This window comes from Pseudomonas triclosanedens, assembly GCF_026686735.1.
Lineage (GTDB): Bacteria > Pseudomonadota > Gammaproteobacteria > Pseudomonadales > Pseudomonadaceae > Pseudomonas > Pseudomonas triclosanedens.
In genome coordinates this window covers 934,297-952,298 of the sequence record NZ_CP113432.1, presented here as the reverse complement: position 1 = coordinate 952,298, position 18,002 = coordinate 934,297, and the positions used below count along the sequence as shown (strand labels likewise).

Below are 18,002 nucleotides of genomic sequence, written 5' to 3'. Positions count from 1 at the left end.
AACGGACTCCGGCAAGCGTAGCCCGCAGTTTGAAAACGCGATGCGGATTGCCGGCCCGAGCTGCCGGGCCGACAATTTCCCCCAACGTAGCATTCCCTGGAGGCTCGCCATGATGAGCATCGAACTGAACCCCGAGCGCTGCTGGCAGGCCATCTGCGAGCGCGATCCGCGTTTCGAGGGCCGTTTCGTCTTCAGTGTGCGCTCCACTGGCGTCTATTGCCGTCCCAACTGCCCGGCGCGCCGGCCGTCGCGAAGCAACGTCGCCTTCCACATCGACCCGGCCGCCGCCGAGGCCGCCGGTTTCCGCCCTTGCAAGCGCTGCGCGCCCAATGGGCCGAGCCCGCGCGAACAGATGGACGCGCTGGTGGCAGCCGCCTGCGAAATCCTCGACCGGGCGGAGAAACCGCCAACCCTGGACGAGCTGGCCAGCCGCATCGGCCTGTCCGCCTCGCACCTGGCCCGCGCCTTCAAGGCCCGTACCGGCCTCACTCCGCGCGCCTGGGCCGAGTCACGCCGCGAGCAGCGCCTGGCCGCCGCCCTGCCGCAATCACGCTCGGTACTGGATGCCGCGCTGGAGGCTGGCTACTCCGGCACCCGCGCGCTGTACGAGAACGCTGCGCCACTGACACCCGCGCAACGCCGGCAAAAGGGCGCAGGCGAACGCCTGCGCTACGCGATCGCGCCGTGCCCGCTGGGACAGATGCTGCTCGCGGCGACCGACAAGGGTATCTGCGCCCTGCTCTTCGCGGACGATGCCGACGAGCTGGAGCGGCAACTGGGCGAACGTTTCGCCGCCGCCGAGCGGGTGCGCGACGATGACGGGCTGGGTGACTGGCTGCGGCAGGTGCTGGCTCAACTGGACGAACCGGAACAGGCCGCCCACCTGCCGCTGGACCTGCACGGCAGCGCCTTCCAGCTTCGCGTCTGGCGCGCGCTCACGCGCATTCCCAGTGGCGAAACACGGCGCTACGGCGAGCTGGCCGAGCAACTGGGCAGCCACCCGCGGGCTATCGCCCGTGCCTGCGCGAGCAACTCGGTCGGCCTGCTGGTGCCCTGCCACCGGGTGGTCGGCGGCGCAGGCGAAGGTGGCTATCGCTGGGGGCTGCCGCGCAAGCGGGAACTGTTGCGCCGCGAAAGCGCCTCAGGCAACGCCCGCGAACTCCCCGGCAATGCCGATCAGGATCAGGCACCAGAGTAGGCCGCCGGCGATCAGGAACGGCACGTTGTAGCGGGTCATCTTCGCGTTGCTCTCACCCAGCGGATCGCCGGCGGCCTCGTTGGCGCGGCGCTGGATGTTCGCCAGCGGAATCAGCGGCGCGAGCCCCAGCAGAAGCAGCGGCAGGCTGTACTGGCTCAACACCGGGATGTGGCTGGAGAACCGGTCGAGGACATTCGAGGCGATCAGCAACACCACCGCCCAGGTGGCATCCTCGCCACCGCTCCAGGCACGGCGCGACGTCTCCGACAATGCCGCGCGCACGCGCCGGGCCAGGGAGTGGATGAAGAAGATGAAGAAGATGCTGCGCATCGCCGGGTAGATCTTTTCCTGCATCTGCGGCTGCTGGATCGACCAGTGCCTGTACATCCAGTAGAGGTTGTACAGGCCGAGGGTCAGCACGTAGAGCACCGCCATCTTGCCCAGCGAGGTGACGAAGAACGAGCGCGCCCGCGTCGCCTCGCTGCTCTCGACCAACGAAGCCTCCGGGGCGCGGTAGGGGTTGTCCATCTCCATGACACATCGTTCCTTTGCAGTCAGGCGCGCATTGTCGGCGATTGACGAGCTCTGGCCAATACGACCGACGGCATTCCCCACGCGAATTCGTTCGGATTTCCGAACAAAAATATGCCGACTGTCCGGCCAGCCGAACGAGAGGCCACGCCGAGATCGCCAAAAGATCAATTAAAAGCCTTTAAATTCAACAGGTTGCGATCAACTCGAGAAGTTGGCACAGAGCCTGCTCCTGCCTACCTCGAACATGCGACGGCCTGAGTGAGACACGCCGCTCGCAGGACTGAATAACAAACACAACCAGTCGAGGTAGATTCCATGCGTTTCGCACCCCGTGCGCTGGGCGCCGCCATTGTCGCAGCGCTGCTCGCCACTCCCGTCGTCGCCGAAGAACTGACCGGAACCCTGAAGAAGATCAAGGAATCCGGCACTATCACCCTCGGCCACCGTGACGCCTCCATTCCCTTCTCCTACCTCGCCACCGACCCGCGCCAGCCGGTGGGCTACTCCCACGACCTGCAACTGAAGGTCGTCGAAGCCCTGAAGAAAGAGCTGAACCTGCCCGACCTCAAGGTGCGCTACAACCTGGTCACCTCGCAGACCCGCATCCCGCTGGTACAGAACGGCACAGTGGACATCGAGTGCGGCTCCACCACCAACAACCTGGAGCGCCAGAAGCAGGTCGACTTCTCCGTCGGCATTTTCGAAGTCGGCACCCGCCTGCTGACCAAGACCAGCTCGGGCATCAACGACTTCCCGGACCTCAAGGGCAAGAACGTGGTGACCACCGCCGGCACCACTTCCGAGCGCCTGCTCAAGTCGATGAACGCCGAGCAGAAAATGGGCATGAACATCATCTCGGCCAAGGACCACGGCGAGTCCTTCCTGATGCTCGAATCCGGCCGCGCGGTGGCGTTCATGATGGACGACGCGCTGCTCTACGGCGAAATGGCCAAGGCCAAGAAGCCGGACGACTGGCACGTGGTCGGCAAGCCGCAGTCCTACGAGATCTACGCCTGCATGGTGCGCAAGGGCGATGCGCCGTTCAAGAAGGCGGTCGACAAGGCCATCTCCGACACCTTCGCCTCGGGTGAGATCAACAAGATCTACGACCAGTGGTTCATGCAGCCGATTCCGCCGAAGAACCTGAACCTCAACTTCCCGATGAGTGATGAGCTCAAGAAGCTGATCGCCAATCCGACCGACAAGTCTGCCGAGCAGATGTAGGAGCCGGTTCAGTATCTCGCGAGCTAGAGCAGAACCATGCGCAACGATCAACGGGAGCACCGGCCTTCAGGCTGGCCCGAAGCGGGCGCAGCGAGTCAGTGGGTGAGGGAGCTGAGGTGACAGCGCAGCATCCCGGACCTGCCTTCAACGCAGTTCTGCCGATGCGCAGCAGATCCTGACCTGGTTCCGCAGGTCGCGCGCGCTCCGCCCACAAGGCGGCAACGCGCTGGGGATCGGGAGCGCCAGCCAGGCGCTCCCGGCCCACGACTCCTTCTGAAGAGCCCGGAGCATCCGCTATCCGCGGGTGGCGGGCGGTCTTGCGCCCGCTTCCGGCTCCGTACCGTGCACTGCAATCGAGGGGAAACCCGACATGAACTACAACTGGGACTGGGGCGTCTTCCTCAAGTCCACCGGCATCGGCGACGAGCGCTACCTGGACTGGTACATCACCGGCCTGGGCTGGACCATCGCGGTCTCGCTCACTGCATGGCTCATCGCCCTGGCGCTCGGCTCGCTGCTGGGTGTGATGCGTACCCTACCCAACCGCTGGCTGTCGGGGATCGCCACCGCCTACGTGGAAATCTTCCGTAACGTGCCGCTGCTGGTGCAGTTGTTCATCTGGTACTTCCTGGTGCCGGACTATCTGCCGCAGCCGATCCAGGACTGGTTCAAGCTGAGCCTGGCACCGGAAACCTCGGCTTTCATCAGCGTCGTCGTGTGCCTGGGGCTGTTCACCGCGGCACGCGTCTGCGAACAGGTGCGCACCGGCATCCAGGCGCTGCCCAAGGGCCAGCTCGCCGCCGCCAGCGCGATGGGCTTCCGTCTTCCGGCGATCTATCGCCACGTGCTGCTGCCGCAAGCCTTCCGCATCATCATTCCGCCGCTCACCTCCGAGTTCCTCAACGTCTTCAAGAACTCCTCGGTTGCATCGCTGATCGGCCTCATGGAACTGCTGGCGCAGACCAAGCAGACCGCCGAGTTCAGCGCCAACCTGTTCGAGGCCTTCACCCTGGCCACGCTGATCTACTTCACCTTGAACATGAGCCTGATGCTGACCATGCGCATGATCGAGAAGAAGGTCGCGGTACCGGGCCTGATTTCCGTGGGAGGCAAATGATGGACTTCAGCCAGATCGTCCCGGCCCTGCCGGGCCTGTGGGAAGGCATGGTCACTACCCTGCAGCTGATGGTGCTGGGCGTAGTCGGCGGCGTGGTGCTGGGCACCGTGCTGGCGCTGATGCGCCTGTCGCACAACAAGCTGCTGTCGAACATCGCCGGCCTTTACGTCAACTACTTCCGCTCGATCCCGCTGCTGCTGGTGATCACCTGGTTCTACTTCGCGGTGCCGTTCATCCTGCGCTGGATCACCGGCGAGGACACCCCCGTGGGGGCGTTCACCTCGTGCCTGGTGGCATTCATGATGTTCGAGGCGGCTTACTTCTGCGAGATCGTCCGCGCCGGCATCCAGGCCATCCCCAAGGGCCAGATGGGCGCCGCCTACGCCCTGGGCATGACCTACCGCCAGTGCATGCGCCTGATCATCCTGCCCCAGGCGTTCCGCAAGATGACCCCACTGCTGCTGCAGCAGAGCATCATCCTGTTCCAGGACACCTCGCTGGTGTACTCCGTCGGCCTGATGGACTTCCTCAATGCCGCCCGCTCCCGTGGCGACATCATCGGCCAGCCCCATGAGTTCCTGATCTTCGCCGGTCTCGTCTACTTCGTCATCAGCTTCACCGCCTCGTTCGCGGTCAAGCGCCTGCAGAAAAGGTTAGCCCTATGATCTCCATCGATAACGTCAGCAAGTGGTATGGCGATTTCCAGGTCCTCACCGACTGCTCCACCCAGGTCGCCAAGGGCGAGGTCGTGGTGGTCTGCGGACCGTCCGGCTCGGGCAAGTCGACCCTGATCAAGTGCGTCAACGCGCTGGAGCCTTTCCAGAAGGGCGACATCACCGTCGATGGCACCTCCATCGCCAACCCGAAGACCGACCTGCCGAAGCTGCGCTCGCGTGTCGGCATGGTGTTCCAGCACTTCGAGCTGTTCCCGCACCTGACCATCACCGAGAACCTCACCATCGCCCAGCGCAAGGTGCTGGGGCGGAGCAAGGAAGAGGCGATGGACAAGGGCATGAAGCTGCTCGACCGCGTTGGCCTGAAGGCCCATGCGCACAAGCATCCCGGTCAGCTTTCCGGCGGCCAGCAGCAGCGCGTGGCGATCGCCCGCGCACTGGCGATGGACCCGATCGTGATGCTGTTCGACGAACCCACCTCGGCGCTCGACCCGGAGATGGTCAACGAGGTGCTCGACGTGATGGTCCAGCTCGCCCACGAAGGCATGACCATGATGTGCGTGACCCACGAGATGGGCTTCGCGCGCAAGGTCGCCGACCGGGTGATCTTCATGGACCGCGGGCAGATCGTCGAAGACTGCGCCAAGGAAGAGTTCTTCGGCGACCTGCAGGGCCGCGCCGAACGGACCCAGCAGTTCCTCGCCAAGATCCTGCCGCACTGATCCCCCGAACGCCCCGTCCAGCCGGGGCGTTCGACCTCACCGCAAACACAAGAACAACTAAGGAAGTTCCATGCGCGTGCTCCACTTCAGCAAACTGCCTCTTGGCGTCGCGATCATCGCCGCCAGCTCCTCGGTCTTCGCCGCCACCCTGGACGGTGGCGCGGTCGCAGCGCCTGACCAGTACGGCGCCAAGGTCGCCGCCGACATCCTCAGGAAGGGCGGCAACGCGGTCGACGCAGCAGTCGCCACCGCCTTCACCCTTGCCGTCACCTACCCCGAGGCCGGCAACATCGGCGGCGGCGGTTTCATGACTCTGTACGTCGACGGCAAACCGTACTTCCTCGACTACCGCGAGATCGCGCCGAAGGCCGCAACCAAGACCATGTACCTCGACGACAAGGGCGAGGTGATCGAGAACCTCAGCCTGGTAGGCGCCAAGGCTGCCGGCGTACCGGGTACCGTGATGGGCCTGTGGGAAGCCCACAAGCGCTTCGGCAAGCTGCAATGGAGCGAGCTGCTGACCCCGGCCATCGGCTACGCGCAGAGCGGTTTCAAGGTCGCCGACCAGCAATACCAGTATCGCCAGGACGCCATCGCGCTGTTCAACGGCAAGACCAACTTCGGCGACTACTTCGGCACCATGAAGCCGGGCGAGACCTTCAGGCAGCCGGAGCTTGCCAAGACCCTGGAGCGCATCGCCGACAAGGGCCCGGACGACTTCTACAAGGGCGAGACCGCCAGGCTGCTGGTCGCCCAGATGAAAAAGGACGGCGGCCTGATCACCGCGCAGGATCTCAGCGAATACACCACCAAGTGGCGTGAGCCGATGCGCGTCGACTGGCAGGGCAACACCCTCTACACCGCGCCGCTGCCCAGCTCCGGCGGTATCGCCCTGGCCCAGTTGCTGGGCATCAAGGAACAGCGCGCCGCCGACTTCAAGGGCGTGGAACTGAACTCCGCCAAGTACATCCACCTGCTCTCGGAAATCGAGAAGCGCGTGTTCGCCGACCGCGCCGACTACCTGGGCGACCCGGACTTCTCCAAAGTGCCGGTCGCCCAGTTGACCGACCCCGCGTACATCGCCAAGCGCGCCGCCGAGGTCAACCCCAACGCCATCTCGCCAACCGAGAAGGTCCGTCCGGGCCTGGAGCCGCACCAGACCACGCACTTCTCCATCGTCGACAAGGACGGCAACGCCGTCAGCAACACCTATACCCTCAACTGGGACTTCGGCAGCGGCGTGGTGGTCAAGGGTGCCGGCTTCCTGCTCAACGACGAGATGGACGACTTCAGTTCCAAGCCCGGCGTGGCCAACGCCTTCGGCGTGGTCGGCAGCGACGCCAACGCCATCGAGCCGGGCAAGCGCATGCTCTCCTCCATGAGCCCGAGCATCGTCACCCGCGACGGCAAGGTCAGCCTGGTGCTGGGCACACCCGGCGGCTCGCGCATCTTCACCTCGATCTTCCAGGTCCTGAACAACGTCTACGACTTCCACCTGCCCCTGGAGAAGGCCGTGGCAGCGCAGCGTGTGCACCATCAGTTGCTGCCCAAGGACACCATCTACTACGACGCCTACGCACCGCTCACCGGCAAGGTCGCCGACGAGCTCAAGCGCATGGGTTACACCCTGGAAGACCAGGGCTGGAACATGGGTGACATCCAGGCCATCCGTGTGAACGGCAAGGCCCTGGAAACCGCCTCCGATCCGCGTGGCCGCGGCGTCGGAATGGTGGTTGCCCAGTAACCCGCGCGAGACGCACCGTGTGGTACCCGAGCCAGTCCATCGCCGCCCCCCGGCGTCGGGCTGGCTCGGTCCCGGCGACTGTGCTGCAATGCGCGTCCAGCCCATTGCCATCATCGCTGACCGTGAAGCCACGCCTGCTGCGCAACCTCCTGTTGCCTATCCTGCTGCTCCTGCTCACCCTGGGCTTCGGCTACGGTGGCTATCTCATCAGCGAAGGCGCCGGCACCCGCGCCCTGATCGAGACCGGCGAACGCCAGTTGGAGCTGCACGCCCGCGGCGTGGAAAGCGAGATCAGCCGCTACACCTACCTGCCCAGCCTGCTGGAGCTGGAAAGCAGCGTCACGCGTCTGCTGCTCGACTCGACACCCGCACACCGCGAGCGGGTCAACCAGTACCTCGAAGGACTCAACCGCCGCGCCGGCAGCCGCGCGGTATACCTGCTGGATACCTCTGGCCGGGTGCTGGCCACCAGCAACTGGCAGGACCCGGACAGCTACCTGGGCGAGGACCTGTCGTTCCGCGCCTACTTCCAGGACGCCGTGCAGGGCCGCCCCGGCCGTTTCTACGGCATCGGCAGCACCACCGGCGAGCCCGGCTACTACCTGGCCCACGGGCTAGTGCACGGCGGGCGGATCGTCGGCGTCGCGGTGGTCAAGGTGAAGATGGAAGCCCTTGAGGAACGCTGGGAAAAGGCGCGCCTGCAAGCCTTCGTCAGCGATGAGAACGGCATCATCATCCTCTCCAGCGATCCCACCCTGCGGCTGAAGGCGGTGCGCCCGCTCAGCGACCAGGACAAGGAACGCCTCGCCCGCAGCCTGCAGTACTACTGGTGGGCGCTCAACGAATGGCAGCCACTGTCGCGCCAGCGCCTGGCCGACGGCGTGGAAGCGATCAGCTTCCCGCCGCAGTCCCCCGAAGGCGACGGCCACCGGCCCGTCAGCTACCTGATGCAGAGCCGCCAACTGAACGACACCCCGTGGAACTTCACCCTGCTCACACCCGTGCAGGACCTGCGCCGCGAAGCCATGATCCACGGCATGCTCGCCGCCCTGGGCTTCGCCGTTCTGGCCTTCCTGCTGATCGCCTGGAACGAGCGGCGCAAGGTGATCGCCACCCGCCTCGCCGCCCGCGAAGCGCTGGAACAGGCCAACAATGCGCTGGAGCGCCGTATCGCCGAGCGCACCAGCGACCTGCGCGCCAGCAACCAGCACCTGCGCGAACAGATCCGCGAGCGCCGCCAGGCCGAAGACACGCTGCGCAAGGCCCAGGACCGCCTCGTGCAGGCCGGCAAGCTGGCGGTGATCGGACAGATGTCCACCAGCATCGCCCACGAACTCAACCAGCCGCTGGCCGCGCTGCGCACGCTCTCCGGCAACACCGTGCGCTTCCTCGCCCGCGGCAGGCTGGACGTTGCCAGCAGCAACCTCGAAGCCATCAACGACATGGTCGACCGCATGGGCCGCATCACCGCCAGCCTGCGCGCCTTCGCCCGCCGCGCCGACGACCACGGCCAGGCTCGCCTGGGGCAAGCCGTGGACGCCGCGCTGATGGTCCTGCAGGTACGCCTCAAGCAGGTGCCGGTAAACCTGCACCGCGACTACCCCGACGCCCGCCTGGCCATCGACCAGACCCGCCTGGAGCAGATCCTGGTCAACCTCATAGCCAACGCCCTGGACGCCATGAGCAGCCAGGAAGATCGCCAGCTCTGGCTGGAAGGCCGCACCGAAGGCACCGACCGCTACCGCCTGGTAGTACGCGACAACGGCCCCGGCATCCCGCCCGACACCCGCCGGCACCTGTTCGAACCCTTCTTCACCACCAAGCCCGGCGAACTCGGCCTGGGCCTGGGCCTGACCCTCTCGGCCAGCCTCGCCACCGCCGCCGGCGGCAACCTGAGCGTGGCCTACCCGGAAGCCGGCGGCACCGCCTTCGAGCTGTACCTCCCGCTGCTGCCGGACATGGAGCCCCCCGCATGAGCGAAGAATCCCTGCGCGTCCTGATCGTCGAGGACGACCCCCACGTACTGCTCGGCTGCCAGCAGGCACTCTCCCTGGAAGACATAGAAAGCGACGGCGTCGGCAGCGCCGAGGAAGCGCTGAAGAAAGTCGGCGCGGACTTCCCCGGCATCGTCGTCAGCGACATCCGCATGCCCGGCATGGATGGCCTGCAACTGCTGGAGCGGCTCAAGGCGCTCGATCCGAGCCTGCCGGTGGTGCTGATCACCGGTCACGGCGACATTGCCATGGCCGTGAAGGCCATGCGCGACGGCGCCTACGACTTCATGGAAAAACCCTTCTCCCCCGAGAAGCTTGTGGACACCGCGCGCCGCGCCCTTGCCCAGCGCGCGCTGACTCGCGAAGTCAGCCAGTTGCGCCGCCAACTCGCCGGCCGCCAGGCTCTGGAAGGCCGCCTGATCGGTCGTTCGCCGGCCATGCAGGCACTGCGCGAGTTGATCGCCAACGTCGCCGACACCTCCGCCAACGTGCTCATCGAAGGCGAGACCGGCACCGGCAAGGAACTGGTCGCGCGCTGCCTGCACGACTACAGCCGGCGCCAGGCCAAACCCTTCGTCGCGCTCAACTGCGGCGGCCTGCCGGAAAGCCTGATCGACAGCGAGATATTCGGCCACGAAGCCCACGCCTTCACTGGCGCCGGCAAGCGCCGCATCGGCAAGATCGAGCACGCCGACGGCGGCAGCCTGTTCCTCGACGAAATCGAGAGCATGCCGCTGAACCTGCAGATCAAGCTGCTGCGCGTGCTGCAGGAGCAGCAACTGGAGCGCCTGGGTTCCAACGAACTGATCCGCGTGGACTGCAGGGTGATAGCCGCGACCAAATCCGACCTTGCCGCAATGGGCCGGGAAGGCAGCTTTCGCAGCGACCTTTACTACCGCCTCAACGTCGTCACCCTGAACCTGCCACCGCTGCGCGAGCGCCGCGAAGACATCCTGATGCTCTTCGAACACTTCCTGCAACAATCCTCACTACGCTTCGACCGCCCGGCGCCGACCATCGACAACGCCACCGCGGCGACCCTGATGGCCCACGACTGGCCAGGCAACGTGCGCGAACTGCGCAACGTCGCCGAACGCTTCGCCCTCGGCCTGCCGGTGCTGGCCGGCGGCAACCTCGGCCCGGATGCCGGCGAGCCGCGCTTCGCCGAAGCGGTGGAAGCCTTCGAGAAGAGCCTGCTGGTCACCGCCCTGGAACGCCACGCCGGCAACCTGAGCCAGGCGGCGCATGCGCTGGGAATGGCCAAGACAACGCTGTTCGACAAGGTGAAGAAGTACGGGCTGAAGGGCGAGTGACCGGCAGAACCCCAGGACGGGTGATGCCTCCGTTGTGTTGCGTAGCCGCGCCGACGGTTCTCGTGGCAGGCGTCGCCCCGTACATCCGAGCCGTCGCGGGAACGGACGCGGCCCGCTCCGGCAAGAGCATCCCGCGACTACAGCGCCCATTGATCTGACGCCAGCGGCCCCCGACACTATCACCCTTTCCACCGGCCGCACGAGCGGGAGCCATCATGTCCACCCAAGCCGAAACCCTCTGGAACCAGCTCTGCGCCGACGCAGGCGTCGACCCTCAGCAACGCCTGGCCTCGCGCCGCGCCATCCTCGCGGACGAGCAGGCGCTGGACGCCACCGTCTACCGCCCGGACGACAACGACCCGGACGCCGAGGAACTGGACATGGGCGACGCCAAGGTTCTCTTCCTCGGTCCCTTCGAAGCCCCCCAGGAGTGGGACGCAGCCGAGCGCGAAGACTTCTTCGACGACGCTGACCCGGCGCTGTTCTTCAGCGCGCGCATCGAGGCCGAAGGCGAACCCGGCACTCCCGGCTTCTTCGTTCCGGAAGTGGGCGACTACCTGGCAGTGATGGATGGCGGCAAGATCCAGATGTACTTCCTGCATGACTGGCGCGAAGACGAATCCGGCTGCACCTGCGTGCTGATCCGCGACGACATCCAGCTCTGATCCGCCGCGCCCGGCTCCATCCTGCGAAAGCGCCGATGCAGCGCTTGAGCGGGATAGCCGGGGCGCTCGGCCAGTTCCGCTACGCCGCGCAAGCAGCTCGGCGCCAGGAGCACGCCACACACCGCAGTCGCCGCACACGCCGGCGACGCTGCGCGAGGCGGGCTGCCCCGCCGCCCTCTCAGTGCCTTGTATGGTGCTGGCCCAAGCCACGCCTGCGGGCGGGAGCGCATCGCCCGGGCACCTGAACCGGAAGGAAGCCGGGGTCAGTCCGCCGTGCCACGGTACACGTAGGTCATCGGACGCGGGCCCGGCAGGTAGTCGTGGACCAGCTCGCGAATCGCGAAACCGCCGGACTCGATCAGTGCCGGCATGTCGCGGTCCAGGTGGCAGCCGCCGGCCAGCGGCCTCCAGAGGGGCGTCAGCCGATGCTGCCAGGCGCGCACACCGGCATCCGGCGCCAGCCCGTGCTCGCAGAAGAGGAATTCGCCGCCGGGCTTGAGCACCCGACGCATTTCCTTCAGCGCCGCCACGGCGTCGGGAATACTGCACAAGGTGAAGGTGCAGACGATGCTGTCGAAGCTGGCCGCATCGGCGCGGATCTCGCCCAGCTCCAGCGCCACCATCTCCACCGGGACACCGATACGCGCGACGCGTTCGCGCGCCAGGCCCTGCATCTGCGCAGCCGGGTCGACGCCGACGATTGTCGACACTTTCTGCGGATCATAGAACGACAGGTTCAGCCCGGTGCCCATGCCGATCTCCAGCACCCGCCCGCGCGCGCGCGGCACCAGCAACGAGCGCTGCTTCATCACATCGCCCATGCCGCACGCGAAGTCGATCAGGCGCGGCAGCAGGTAGCGGTCGTAGATTCCCATGACAGAACTCCCGTTCTTTTTCCGCCGATGCTAGCGGGGTTGCGCCTCGCCGGGATACCCGCGGACGAAGGGATATACGCCAATTCCACGGGCTTGCCTGCCGCACCGCCCGATAGAGGTATAAGCAGGGGCCCGCATTATACGATTGTCGACAATTCACGTTTTCTTCATTGACCAACCCCATCCGGGAGGGTAGCTTTCGCCACACATCAACAAGATTGTCGACACCATGAGCGATAGCCTGATTCTGACGAGCCCTGTAGAGGACGATAGCGAGACGCTCTCGGAACACGTGTTCCGCAAGATCCAGTCCGCCATCGTCAAGGGCGAGATCGCCCCCGGCAGCAAGATTTCCGAGCCGGAGCTGGCGCGCACCTACGGCATCAGCCGCGGTCCGCTGCGCGAGGCGATCCACCGCCTGGAAGGACAGAAGCTGCTGGTGCGCGTGCCGCATGTCGGCGCCCGGGTGGTCTCGCTGAGCCACGAAGAGCTGCTGGAACTCTACGAAATCCGCGAGTCCCTCGAAGGCATGGCCTGCCGCCTGGCCGCCGAGCGCATGAGCCAGGCCGAGATCGACGAGTTGCGCCGGGTGCTCGACACCCACGAGCGCGACGAGGCGTTCCAGGCCGGGCGCGGCTACTACCAGCAGGAAGGCGACTACGACTTCCACTACCGCATCATCCAGGGCAGCGGCAACCGCACCCTTACCCGCATGCTCTGCGGCGAGCTGTACCAACTGGTACGCATGTATCGGCTGCAGTTCTCGGCCACGCCCAACCGGCCGCACCAGGCCTTCGCCGAGCACCACCGTATTCTCGATGCCATCGCCGACCGTGACGGCGAACTGGCCGAGCTCCTGATGCGCCGTCACATCGGTGCATCGAAACGCAACATCGAGCGTCACTACCTGGACGCCCAAGCCAAGACAGCCAAAGAACGAGGTGAGCAATGAGCAACAAGACCGCCGGCCAACGTTTCCGTGACGCCCTTGCCGAAGAAAAGCCGCTGCAGGTGATCGGCGCGATCAACGCCAACCACGCCCTGCTCGCCAAGCGCGCCGGCTTCAAGGCCATCTACCTGTCCGGCGGCGGCGTGGCGGCTGGCTCCCTGGGCCTGCCGGACCTGGGCATCAACACCCTGGACGACGTGCTCACCGACGTGCGCCGCATCACCGACGTCTGCGACCTGCCGCTGCTGGTGGATATCGACACCGGCTTCGGCCCCAGCGCGTTCAACATCGAGCGCACCGTGAAGAACCTGATCAAGGCCGGTGCCGCCGCCGCCCACATCGAAGACCAGGTCGGCGCCAAGCGTTGCGGCCACCGTCCGGGCAAGGAAATCGTCTCCACCGAAGAAATGGCCGACCGCGTGAAGGCCGCTGCCGACGCCAAGACCGACCCGAACTTCTTCCTGATCGCCCGCACCGACGCCATCCAGGCCGAAGGCGTGGACGCCGCCATCGAGCGCTGCCAGCGCTACATCGAGGCCGGCGCCGATGCGATCTTCGCCGAAGCCGCCTACGACCTGCCGACCTACAAACGCTTCGTCGACGCGCTGAACGTGCCGATCCTGGCCAACATTACCGAGTTCGGCGCCACCCCACTGTTCACCCGCGACGAGCTGGCCTCGGTCGGCGTGGCGATCCAGCTCTACCCGCTGTCGGCCTTCCGCGCCGCCAACAAGGCCGCCGAAGCCGTGTACACCGCGATCCGCCAGGACGGCCACCAGCAGAACGTGATCGAACTGATGCAGACCCGCGCGGAGCTGTACGACCGTATCGGCTACCACGCCTTCGAGCAGAAGCTCGACGCACTGTTCGCCGCTGGCAAGAAGTGAGCGCGCGAGCCTGAACCTTATGCAGGGTGCATGACGCCCCAGGCGTTATCCACCATTGGCGGTGACGGCGGATAACGCTTCGCGTTATTCGCCCTACGCCAGACTTGATACACCGTAGGGCGCATAACGCCACAGGCGTTATCCGCCGACCAGATTCGAACCGAGATCCCGGCCACGCCGGGGGACAAGAACAAGCAACCGGATTTGATGAGGAGACACGCGATGAGCGCTACCGCAGAAACCACCACCGGCTTCAAGCCGAAGAAGTCCGTGGCCCTGAGTGGCACCGCCGCCGGCAACACCGCGCTGTGCACCGTCGGCCGCACCGGCAACGACCTGCACTACCGTGGCTATGACGTCCTGGATTTCGCCAACCGCTGCGAATTCGAGGAAATCGCCCACCTGCTGGTCCACGGCAAGCTGCCCAACGTCGCCGAACTGGCCGGCTACAAGGCCAAGCTGAAAGCCTTGCGCGGCCTGCCGGCCGGCGTCAAGGCCGCCCTGGAAACCCTGCCGCCGTCGGCCCACCCGATGGACGTGATGCGCACTGCCGTGTCCGTGCTCGGCTGCCTGTCGCCGGAGAAAGACGACCACAACCATCCGGGCGCCCGGGACATCGCCGACAAGCTGATGGCGTCGCTCGGCTCCGCGCTGCTGTACTGGTACCACTTCAGCCACAACGGCAAGCGCATCGACGTGGAAACCGACGATGACTCCATCGGCGGCCACTTCCTGCACCTGCTGCACGGCGAGAAGCCCCGCGAATCCTGGGTGCGCGCCATGCACACCTCGCTGAACCTGTACGCCGAGCACGAGTTCAACGCTTCCACCTTCACCTCCCGGGTGATCGCCGGCACCGGTTCGGACATGTACTCCTGCATCGCTGGCGCCATCGGCGCGCTGCGCGGCCCGAAACATGGCGGCGCCAACGAAGTGGCCTTCGAGATCCAGAAGCGCTACGACAACCCGGACGAGGCGGAAGCCGACATCCGCGCCCGCGTCGAGCGCAAGGAAGTGGTGATCGGCTTCGGCCACCCGGTCTATACCGTGTCCGACCCGCGCAACAAGGTGATCAAGGAAGTCGCGCACCAGCTCTCGGCCGAGCAGTCCAACACCAAGATGTATGACATCGCCGAGCGCCTGGAAAGCGTGATGTGGGAAATCAAGAAGATGTTCCCCAACCTCGATTGGTTCAGCGCCGTGAGCTACCACATGATGGGCGTACCCACCGCCATGTTCACCCCGCTGTTCGTGATCGCCCGCACCGCCGGCTGGTCCGCCCACGTCATCGAGCAGCGCATCGACGGCAAGATCATCCGCCCGAGCGCCAACTACACGGGCCCCGAAGACCTGAAGTTCGTGCCGCTCAAGGATCGCAAATGACCATGAACACTCAATTCCGCAAACGCCTGCCCGGCACCGCGCTGGACTACTTCGACGCCCGCGAGGCAGTCGAGGCGATCCAGGCCGGCACCTGGGACAAACTTCCCTACACCTCCCGCGTACTGGCCGAGCAACTGGTGCGCCGTTGCGACCCGGAAAGCCTGACGGCTTCGCTGGAGCAACTGGTCTACCGCAAGCGCGACCTGGACTTCCCCTGGTACCCGGCGCGTGTGGTCTGTCACGACATCCTCGGCCAGACCGCGCTGGTCGATCTGGCCGGCCTGCGCGACGCCATCGCCGAGCAGGGCGGTGATCCGTCCAAGGTCAACCCGGTGGTGCCTACCCAACTGATCGTCGACCACTCGCTGGCCGTTGAAGCCCCCGGCTTCGACCCGGACGCGTTCGAGAAGAACCGCGCCATCGAGGACCGCCGCAACGAGGACCGCTTCCACTTCATCGAGTGGACCAAGACTGCGTTCAAGAACGTCGACGTGATCCCGGCCGGCAACGGCATCATGCACCAGATCAACCTGGAGAAAATGAGCCCGGTAATCCAGGCGCGCGGCGGCGTGGCCTTCCCCGATACCTGCGTCGGCACCGACTCGCATACTCCGCACGTGGACGCCCTGGGCGTGATCGCCATCGGCGTTGGCGGCCTCGAAGCCGAGACAGTGATGCTGGGCCATCCGTCGATGATGCGCCTGCCCGACATCGTCGGCGTCAAGCTCACCGGCAAGCGCAAGCCGGGCATCACCGCCACCGACATCGTCCTGGCGATCACCGAGTTCCTGCGCAAGGAGCGCGTGGTCGGCGCCTATGTCGAGTTCTTCGGCGAGGGCGCGGACAGCCTGTCCATCGGCGACCGTGCGACCATCTCCAACATGTGCCCGGAATACGGCGCCACCGCCTCGATGTTCTACATCGACGACCAGACCATCGACTACCTCAAGCTCACCGGCCGCGAGCCCGAGCAGGTGGCGCTGGTGGAGAACTACGCCAAGACCCTCGGCCTCTGGAGCACCGCCCTGGAAACCGCCGAGTACGAGCGCGTACTGGAGTTCGACCTGGGCACCGTCGTACGCAACATGGCCGGCCCGTCCAACCCGCACCGCCGCCTGCCGACCTCGGCACTGACCGAGCGCGGCATCGCCGACGAAGCCAAGCTGCAGGCTGGCAAGAACGAAGAAGCACAGGGCCTGATGCCCGATGGCGCGGTGATCATCGCCGCCATCACCAGCTGCACCAACACGTCCAACCCGCGCAACGTGGTCGCCGCCGGCCTGGTGGCGAAGAAGGCCAACGCGCTGGGCCTGGTACGCAAGCCGTGGGTGAAGACCTCCTTCGCACCGGGCTCGAAGGTCGCCAGGCTGTACCTGGAAGAAGCCGGCCTGCTGCCGGAGCTGGAGAAGCTCGGCTTCGGCATCGTCGCCTACGCCTGCACCACCTGCAACGGCATGTCCGGCGCGCTGGACCCGGCAATCCAGAAAGAGATCATCGACCGCGACCTGTACTCCACCGCCGTGCTCTCGGGCAACCGCAACTTCGACGGCCGCATCCACCCCTATGCCAAGCAGGCTTTCCTCGCATCGCCGCCGCTGGTGGTTGCCTACGCCATCGCCGGTACCGTGCGCTTCGACATCGAGCAGGACCCGCTGGGCACCGACCGGAACGGCAACCCCGTCACCCTGAAGGACCTCTGGCCGTCCGACGAAGAGATCGACGCCATCGTCGCCTCCAGCGTCAAGCCCGAGCAGTTCAAGCAGGTCTACATTCCGATGTTCGACCTGGGCAGCGTGCAGGAAGCGGAGAGCCCGCTGTACGACTGGCGCCCGATGTCCACCTACATCCGCCGCCCGCCGTACTGGGAAGGCGCGCTCGCGGGCGAACGCACGCTCAAGGGCATGCGTCCGCTGGCGATCCTGCCGGACAACATCACCACCGATCACCTTTCGCCATCCAACGCCATCCTGGCCAGCTCCGCGGCTGGCGAGTACCTGGCGAAAATGGGCCTGCCGGAGGAGGACTTCAACTCCTACGCGACCCACCGTGGCGACCACCTCACCGCCCAGCGCGCTACCTTCGCCAACCCGCAACTGGTCAACGAAATGGCCGTGGTGGACGGTGAAGTGAAGAAAGGCTCGCTGGCTCGCGTTGAACCGGAAGGCAAGGTGATGCGCATGTGGGAAGCCATCGAAACCTACATGAACCGCAAGCAGAACCTGATCATCGTCGCTGGCGCCGACTACGGCCAGGGGTCGTCCCGCGACTGGGCGGCCAAGGGTGTACGCCTGGCCGGCGTCGAAGTGATCGTGGCCGAAGGTTTCGAGCGCATCCACCGTACCAACCTGGTCGGCATGGGCGTACTGCCGGTGGAGTTCAAGCCGGGCACCACCCGTCTGACCCTCGGCCTGGACGGCACCGAGACCTACGACATCAAGGGCGACATTTCGCCGCGTTGCGACCTGACGCTGGTGGTCCACCGCCGCAATGGCGAAGTGGTGGAGGTACCCGTGACCTGCCGCCTCGACACTGCTGCCGATGTCAGCGTGTACAAGGCCGGCGGCGTGCTGCAGCGCTTTGCCAAGGACTTCCTCGAGTCGTCCGTGGCGTGATGTAAAGACTCCGGCCCGCTTCATGGCGGGCCGGAACATACTCCGAGGGAGCGGGCCTTGCCTGCGATCGATTTCCATAAGGGGATGGTCGCGGGTATCGCCCTCTCCTGC

15 protein-coding genes are annotated in these 18,002 nt (G+C 65.8%); 13 read left to right on the top strand and 2 right to left on the bottom strand.

The window, feature by feature from the left end; translation table 11 throughout:
• The first annotated feature begins 109 nt into the window (after positions 1–109).
• On the top strand, positions 110–1,198 hold the full coding sequence (gene ada / locus OU419_RS04530; RefSeq protein WP_254471177.1) for a bifunctional DNA-binding transcriptional regulator/O6-methylguanine-DNA methyltransferase Ada: 1,089 nt from the start codon (positions 110–112) through the stop codon (positions 1,196–1,198).
• On the opposite strand, the gene OU419_RS04525 is transcribed toward ada, so the two are convergent.
• A complete protein-coding gene (locus OU419_RS04525; protein ID WP_254471178.1) occupies positions 1,142–1,732 on the bottom strand; it encodes a DUF4234 domain-containing protein in 591 nt (196 codons plus the stop codon). The genes ada and OU419_RS04525 overlap by 57 nt on opposite strands.
• 315 nt (positions 1,733–2,047) lie before the next feature.
• Between OU419_RS04525 and OU419_RS04520 the strand changes: the two genes are divergently transcribed.
• The 8 genes from OU419_RS04520 (at position 2,048) to OU419_RS04485 (ending at position 11,185) form a co-directional block, all read left to right on the top strand.
• Entirely contained in the window at positions 2,048–2,956 is a 909-nt protein-coding gene (locus tag OU419_RS04520) for a glutamate/aspartate ABC transporter substrate-binding protein (protein WP_254471179.1), read from the top strand.
• A gap of 370 nt (positions 2,957–3,326) precedes the next feature.
• Positions 3,327–4,073, top strand: coding sequence for an amino acid ABC transporter permease (locus OU419_RS04515; RefSeq protein WP_254471180.1), 747 nt, complete (start codon positions 3,327–3,329; stop codon positions 4,071–4,073).
• Positions 4,070–4,738 carry an amino acid ABC transporter permease gene (locus tag OU419_RS04510; protein ID WP_254471181.1) on the top strand — a complete coding sequence of 223 codons (669 nt, stop codon included), beginning with the start codon at positions 4,070–4,072 and terminating at the stop codon, positions 4,736–4,738. Before OU419_RS04515 ends, OU419_RS04510 begins: the two co-directional genes overlap by 4 nt.
• Positions 4,735–5,469, top strand: a complete 735-nt coding sequence (locus tag OU419_RS04505) for an amino acid ABC transporter ATP-binding protein (protein WP_254471182.1) — start codon at positions 4,735–4,737, stop codon at positions 5,467–5,469. The genes OU419_RS04510 and OU419_RS04505 overlap by 4 nt, the downstream gene beginning before the upstream one ends.
• A 70-nt stretch (positions 5,470–5,539) precedes the next feature.
• Complete coding sequence (gene ggt, locus OU419_RS04500; RefSeq protein ID WP_254471183.1) at positions 5,540–7,213, top strand: gamma-glutamyltransferase; 1,674 nt, start codon at positions 5,540–5,542, stop codon at positions 7,211–7,213.
• Positions 7,214–7,293: 80 nt separating this feature from the next.
• Entirely contained in the window at positions 7,294–9,189 is a 1,896-nt protein-coding gene (locus tag OU419_RS04495) for a sensor histidine kinase (protein WP_254471411.1), read from the top strand.
• A gap of 47 nt (positions 9,190–9,236) precedes the next feature.
• Complete coding sequence (aauR, locus tag OU419_RS04490) at positions 9,237–10,520, top strand: two-component response regulator AauR (RefSeq protein ID WP_254471412.1); 1,284 nt, start codon at positions 9,237–9,239, stop codon at positions 10,518–10,520.
• A gap of 215 nt (positions 10,521–10,735) precedes the next feature.
• Positions 10,736–11,185, top strand: coding sequence for a hypothetical protein (locus tag OU419_RS04485; RefSeq protein ID WP_254471184.1), 450 nt, complete (start codon positions 10,736–10,738; stop codon positions 11,183–11,185).
• Between the two features lie 263 nt (positions 11,186–11,448).
• On the opposite strand, the gene OU419_RS04480 is transcribed toward OU419_RS04485, so the two are convergent.
• Complete coding sequence (locus OU419_RS04480; RefSeq protein WP_254471185.1) at positions 11,449–12,060, bottom strand: class I SAM-dependent methyltransferase; 612 nt, start codon at positions 12,058–12,060, stop codon at positions 11,449–11,451.
• A gap of 229 nt (positions 12,061–12,289) precedes the next feature.
• Here OU419_RS04480 and OU419_RS04475 point away from each other — a divergent pair, with 229 nt between their 5' ends.
• From OU419_RS04475 to acnD, 4 genes are all read left to right on the top strand, one after another.
• Positions 12,290–13,012 (top strand): GntR family transcriptional regulator, encoded by a 723-nt coding sequence (locus OU419_RS04475; RefSeq protein ID WP_254471186.1) that lies wholly within the window; start codon positions 12,290–12,292, stop codon positions 13,010–13,012.
• Positions 13,009–13,896 carry a methylisocitrate lyase gene (prpB, locus tag OU419_RS04470; RefSeq protein WP_254471187.1) on the top strand — a complete coding sequence of 296 codons (888 nt, stop codon included), beginning with the start codon at positions 13,009–13,011 and terminating at the stop codon, positions 13,894–13,896. Before OU419_RS04475 ends, prpB begins: the two co-directional genes overlap by 4 nt.
• Positions 13,897–14,118: 222 nt before the next feature.
• The gene (prpC, locus tag OU419_RS04465) at positions 14,119–15,279 is read left to right on the top strand and encodes a bifunctional 2-methylcitrate synthase/citrate synthase (protein ID WP_254471188.1); all 1,161 of its coding nucleotides are present in this window, start codon (positions 14,119–14,121) and stop codon (positions 15,277–15,279) included.
• Between the two features lie 2 nt (positions 15,280–15,281).
• A complete protein-coding gene (acnD, locus tag OU419_RS04460; protein WP_254471413.1) occupies positions 15,282–17,891 on the top strand; it encodes a Fe/S-dependent 2-methylisocitrate dehydratase AcnD in 2,610 nt (869 codons plus the stop codon).
• The last annotated feature ends 111 nt before the right edge of the window (positions 17,892–18,002 follow it).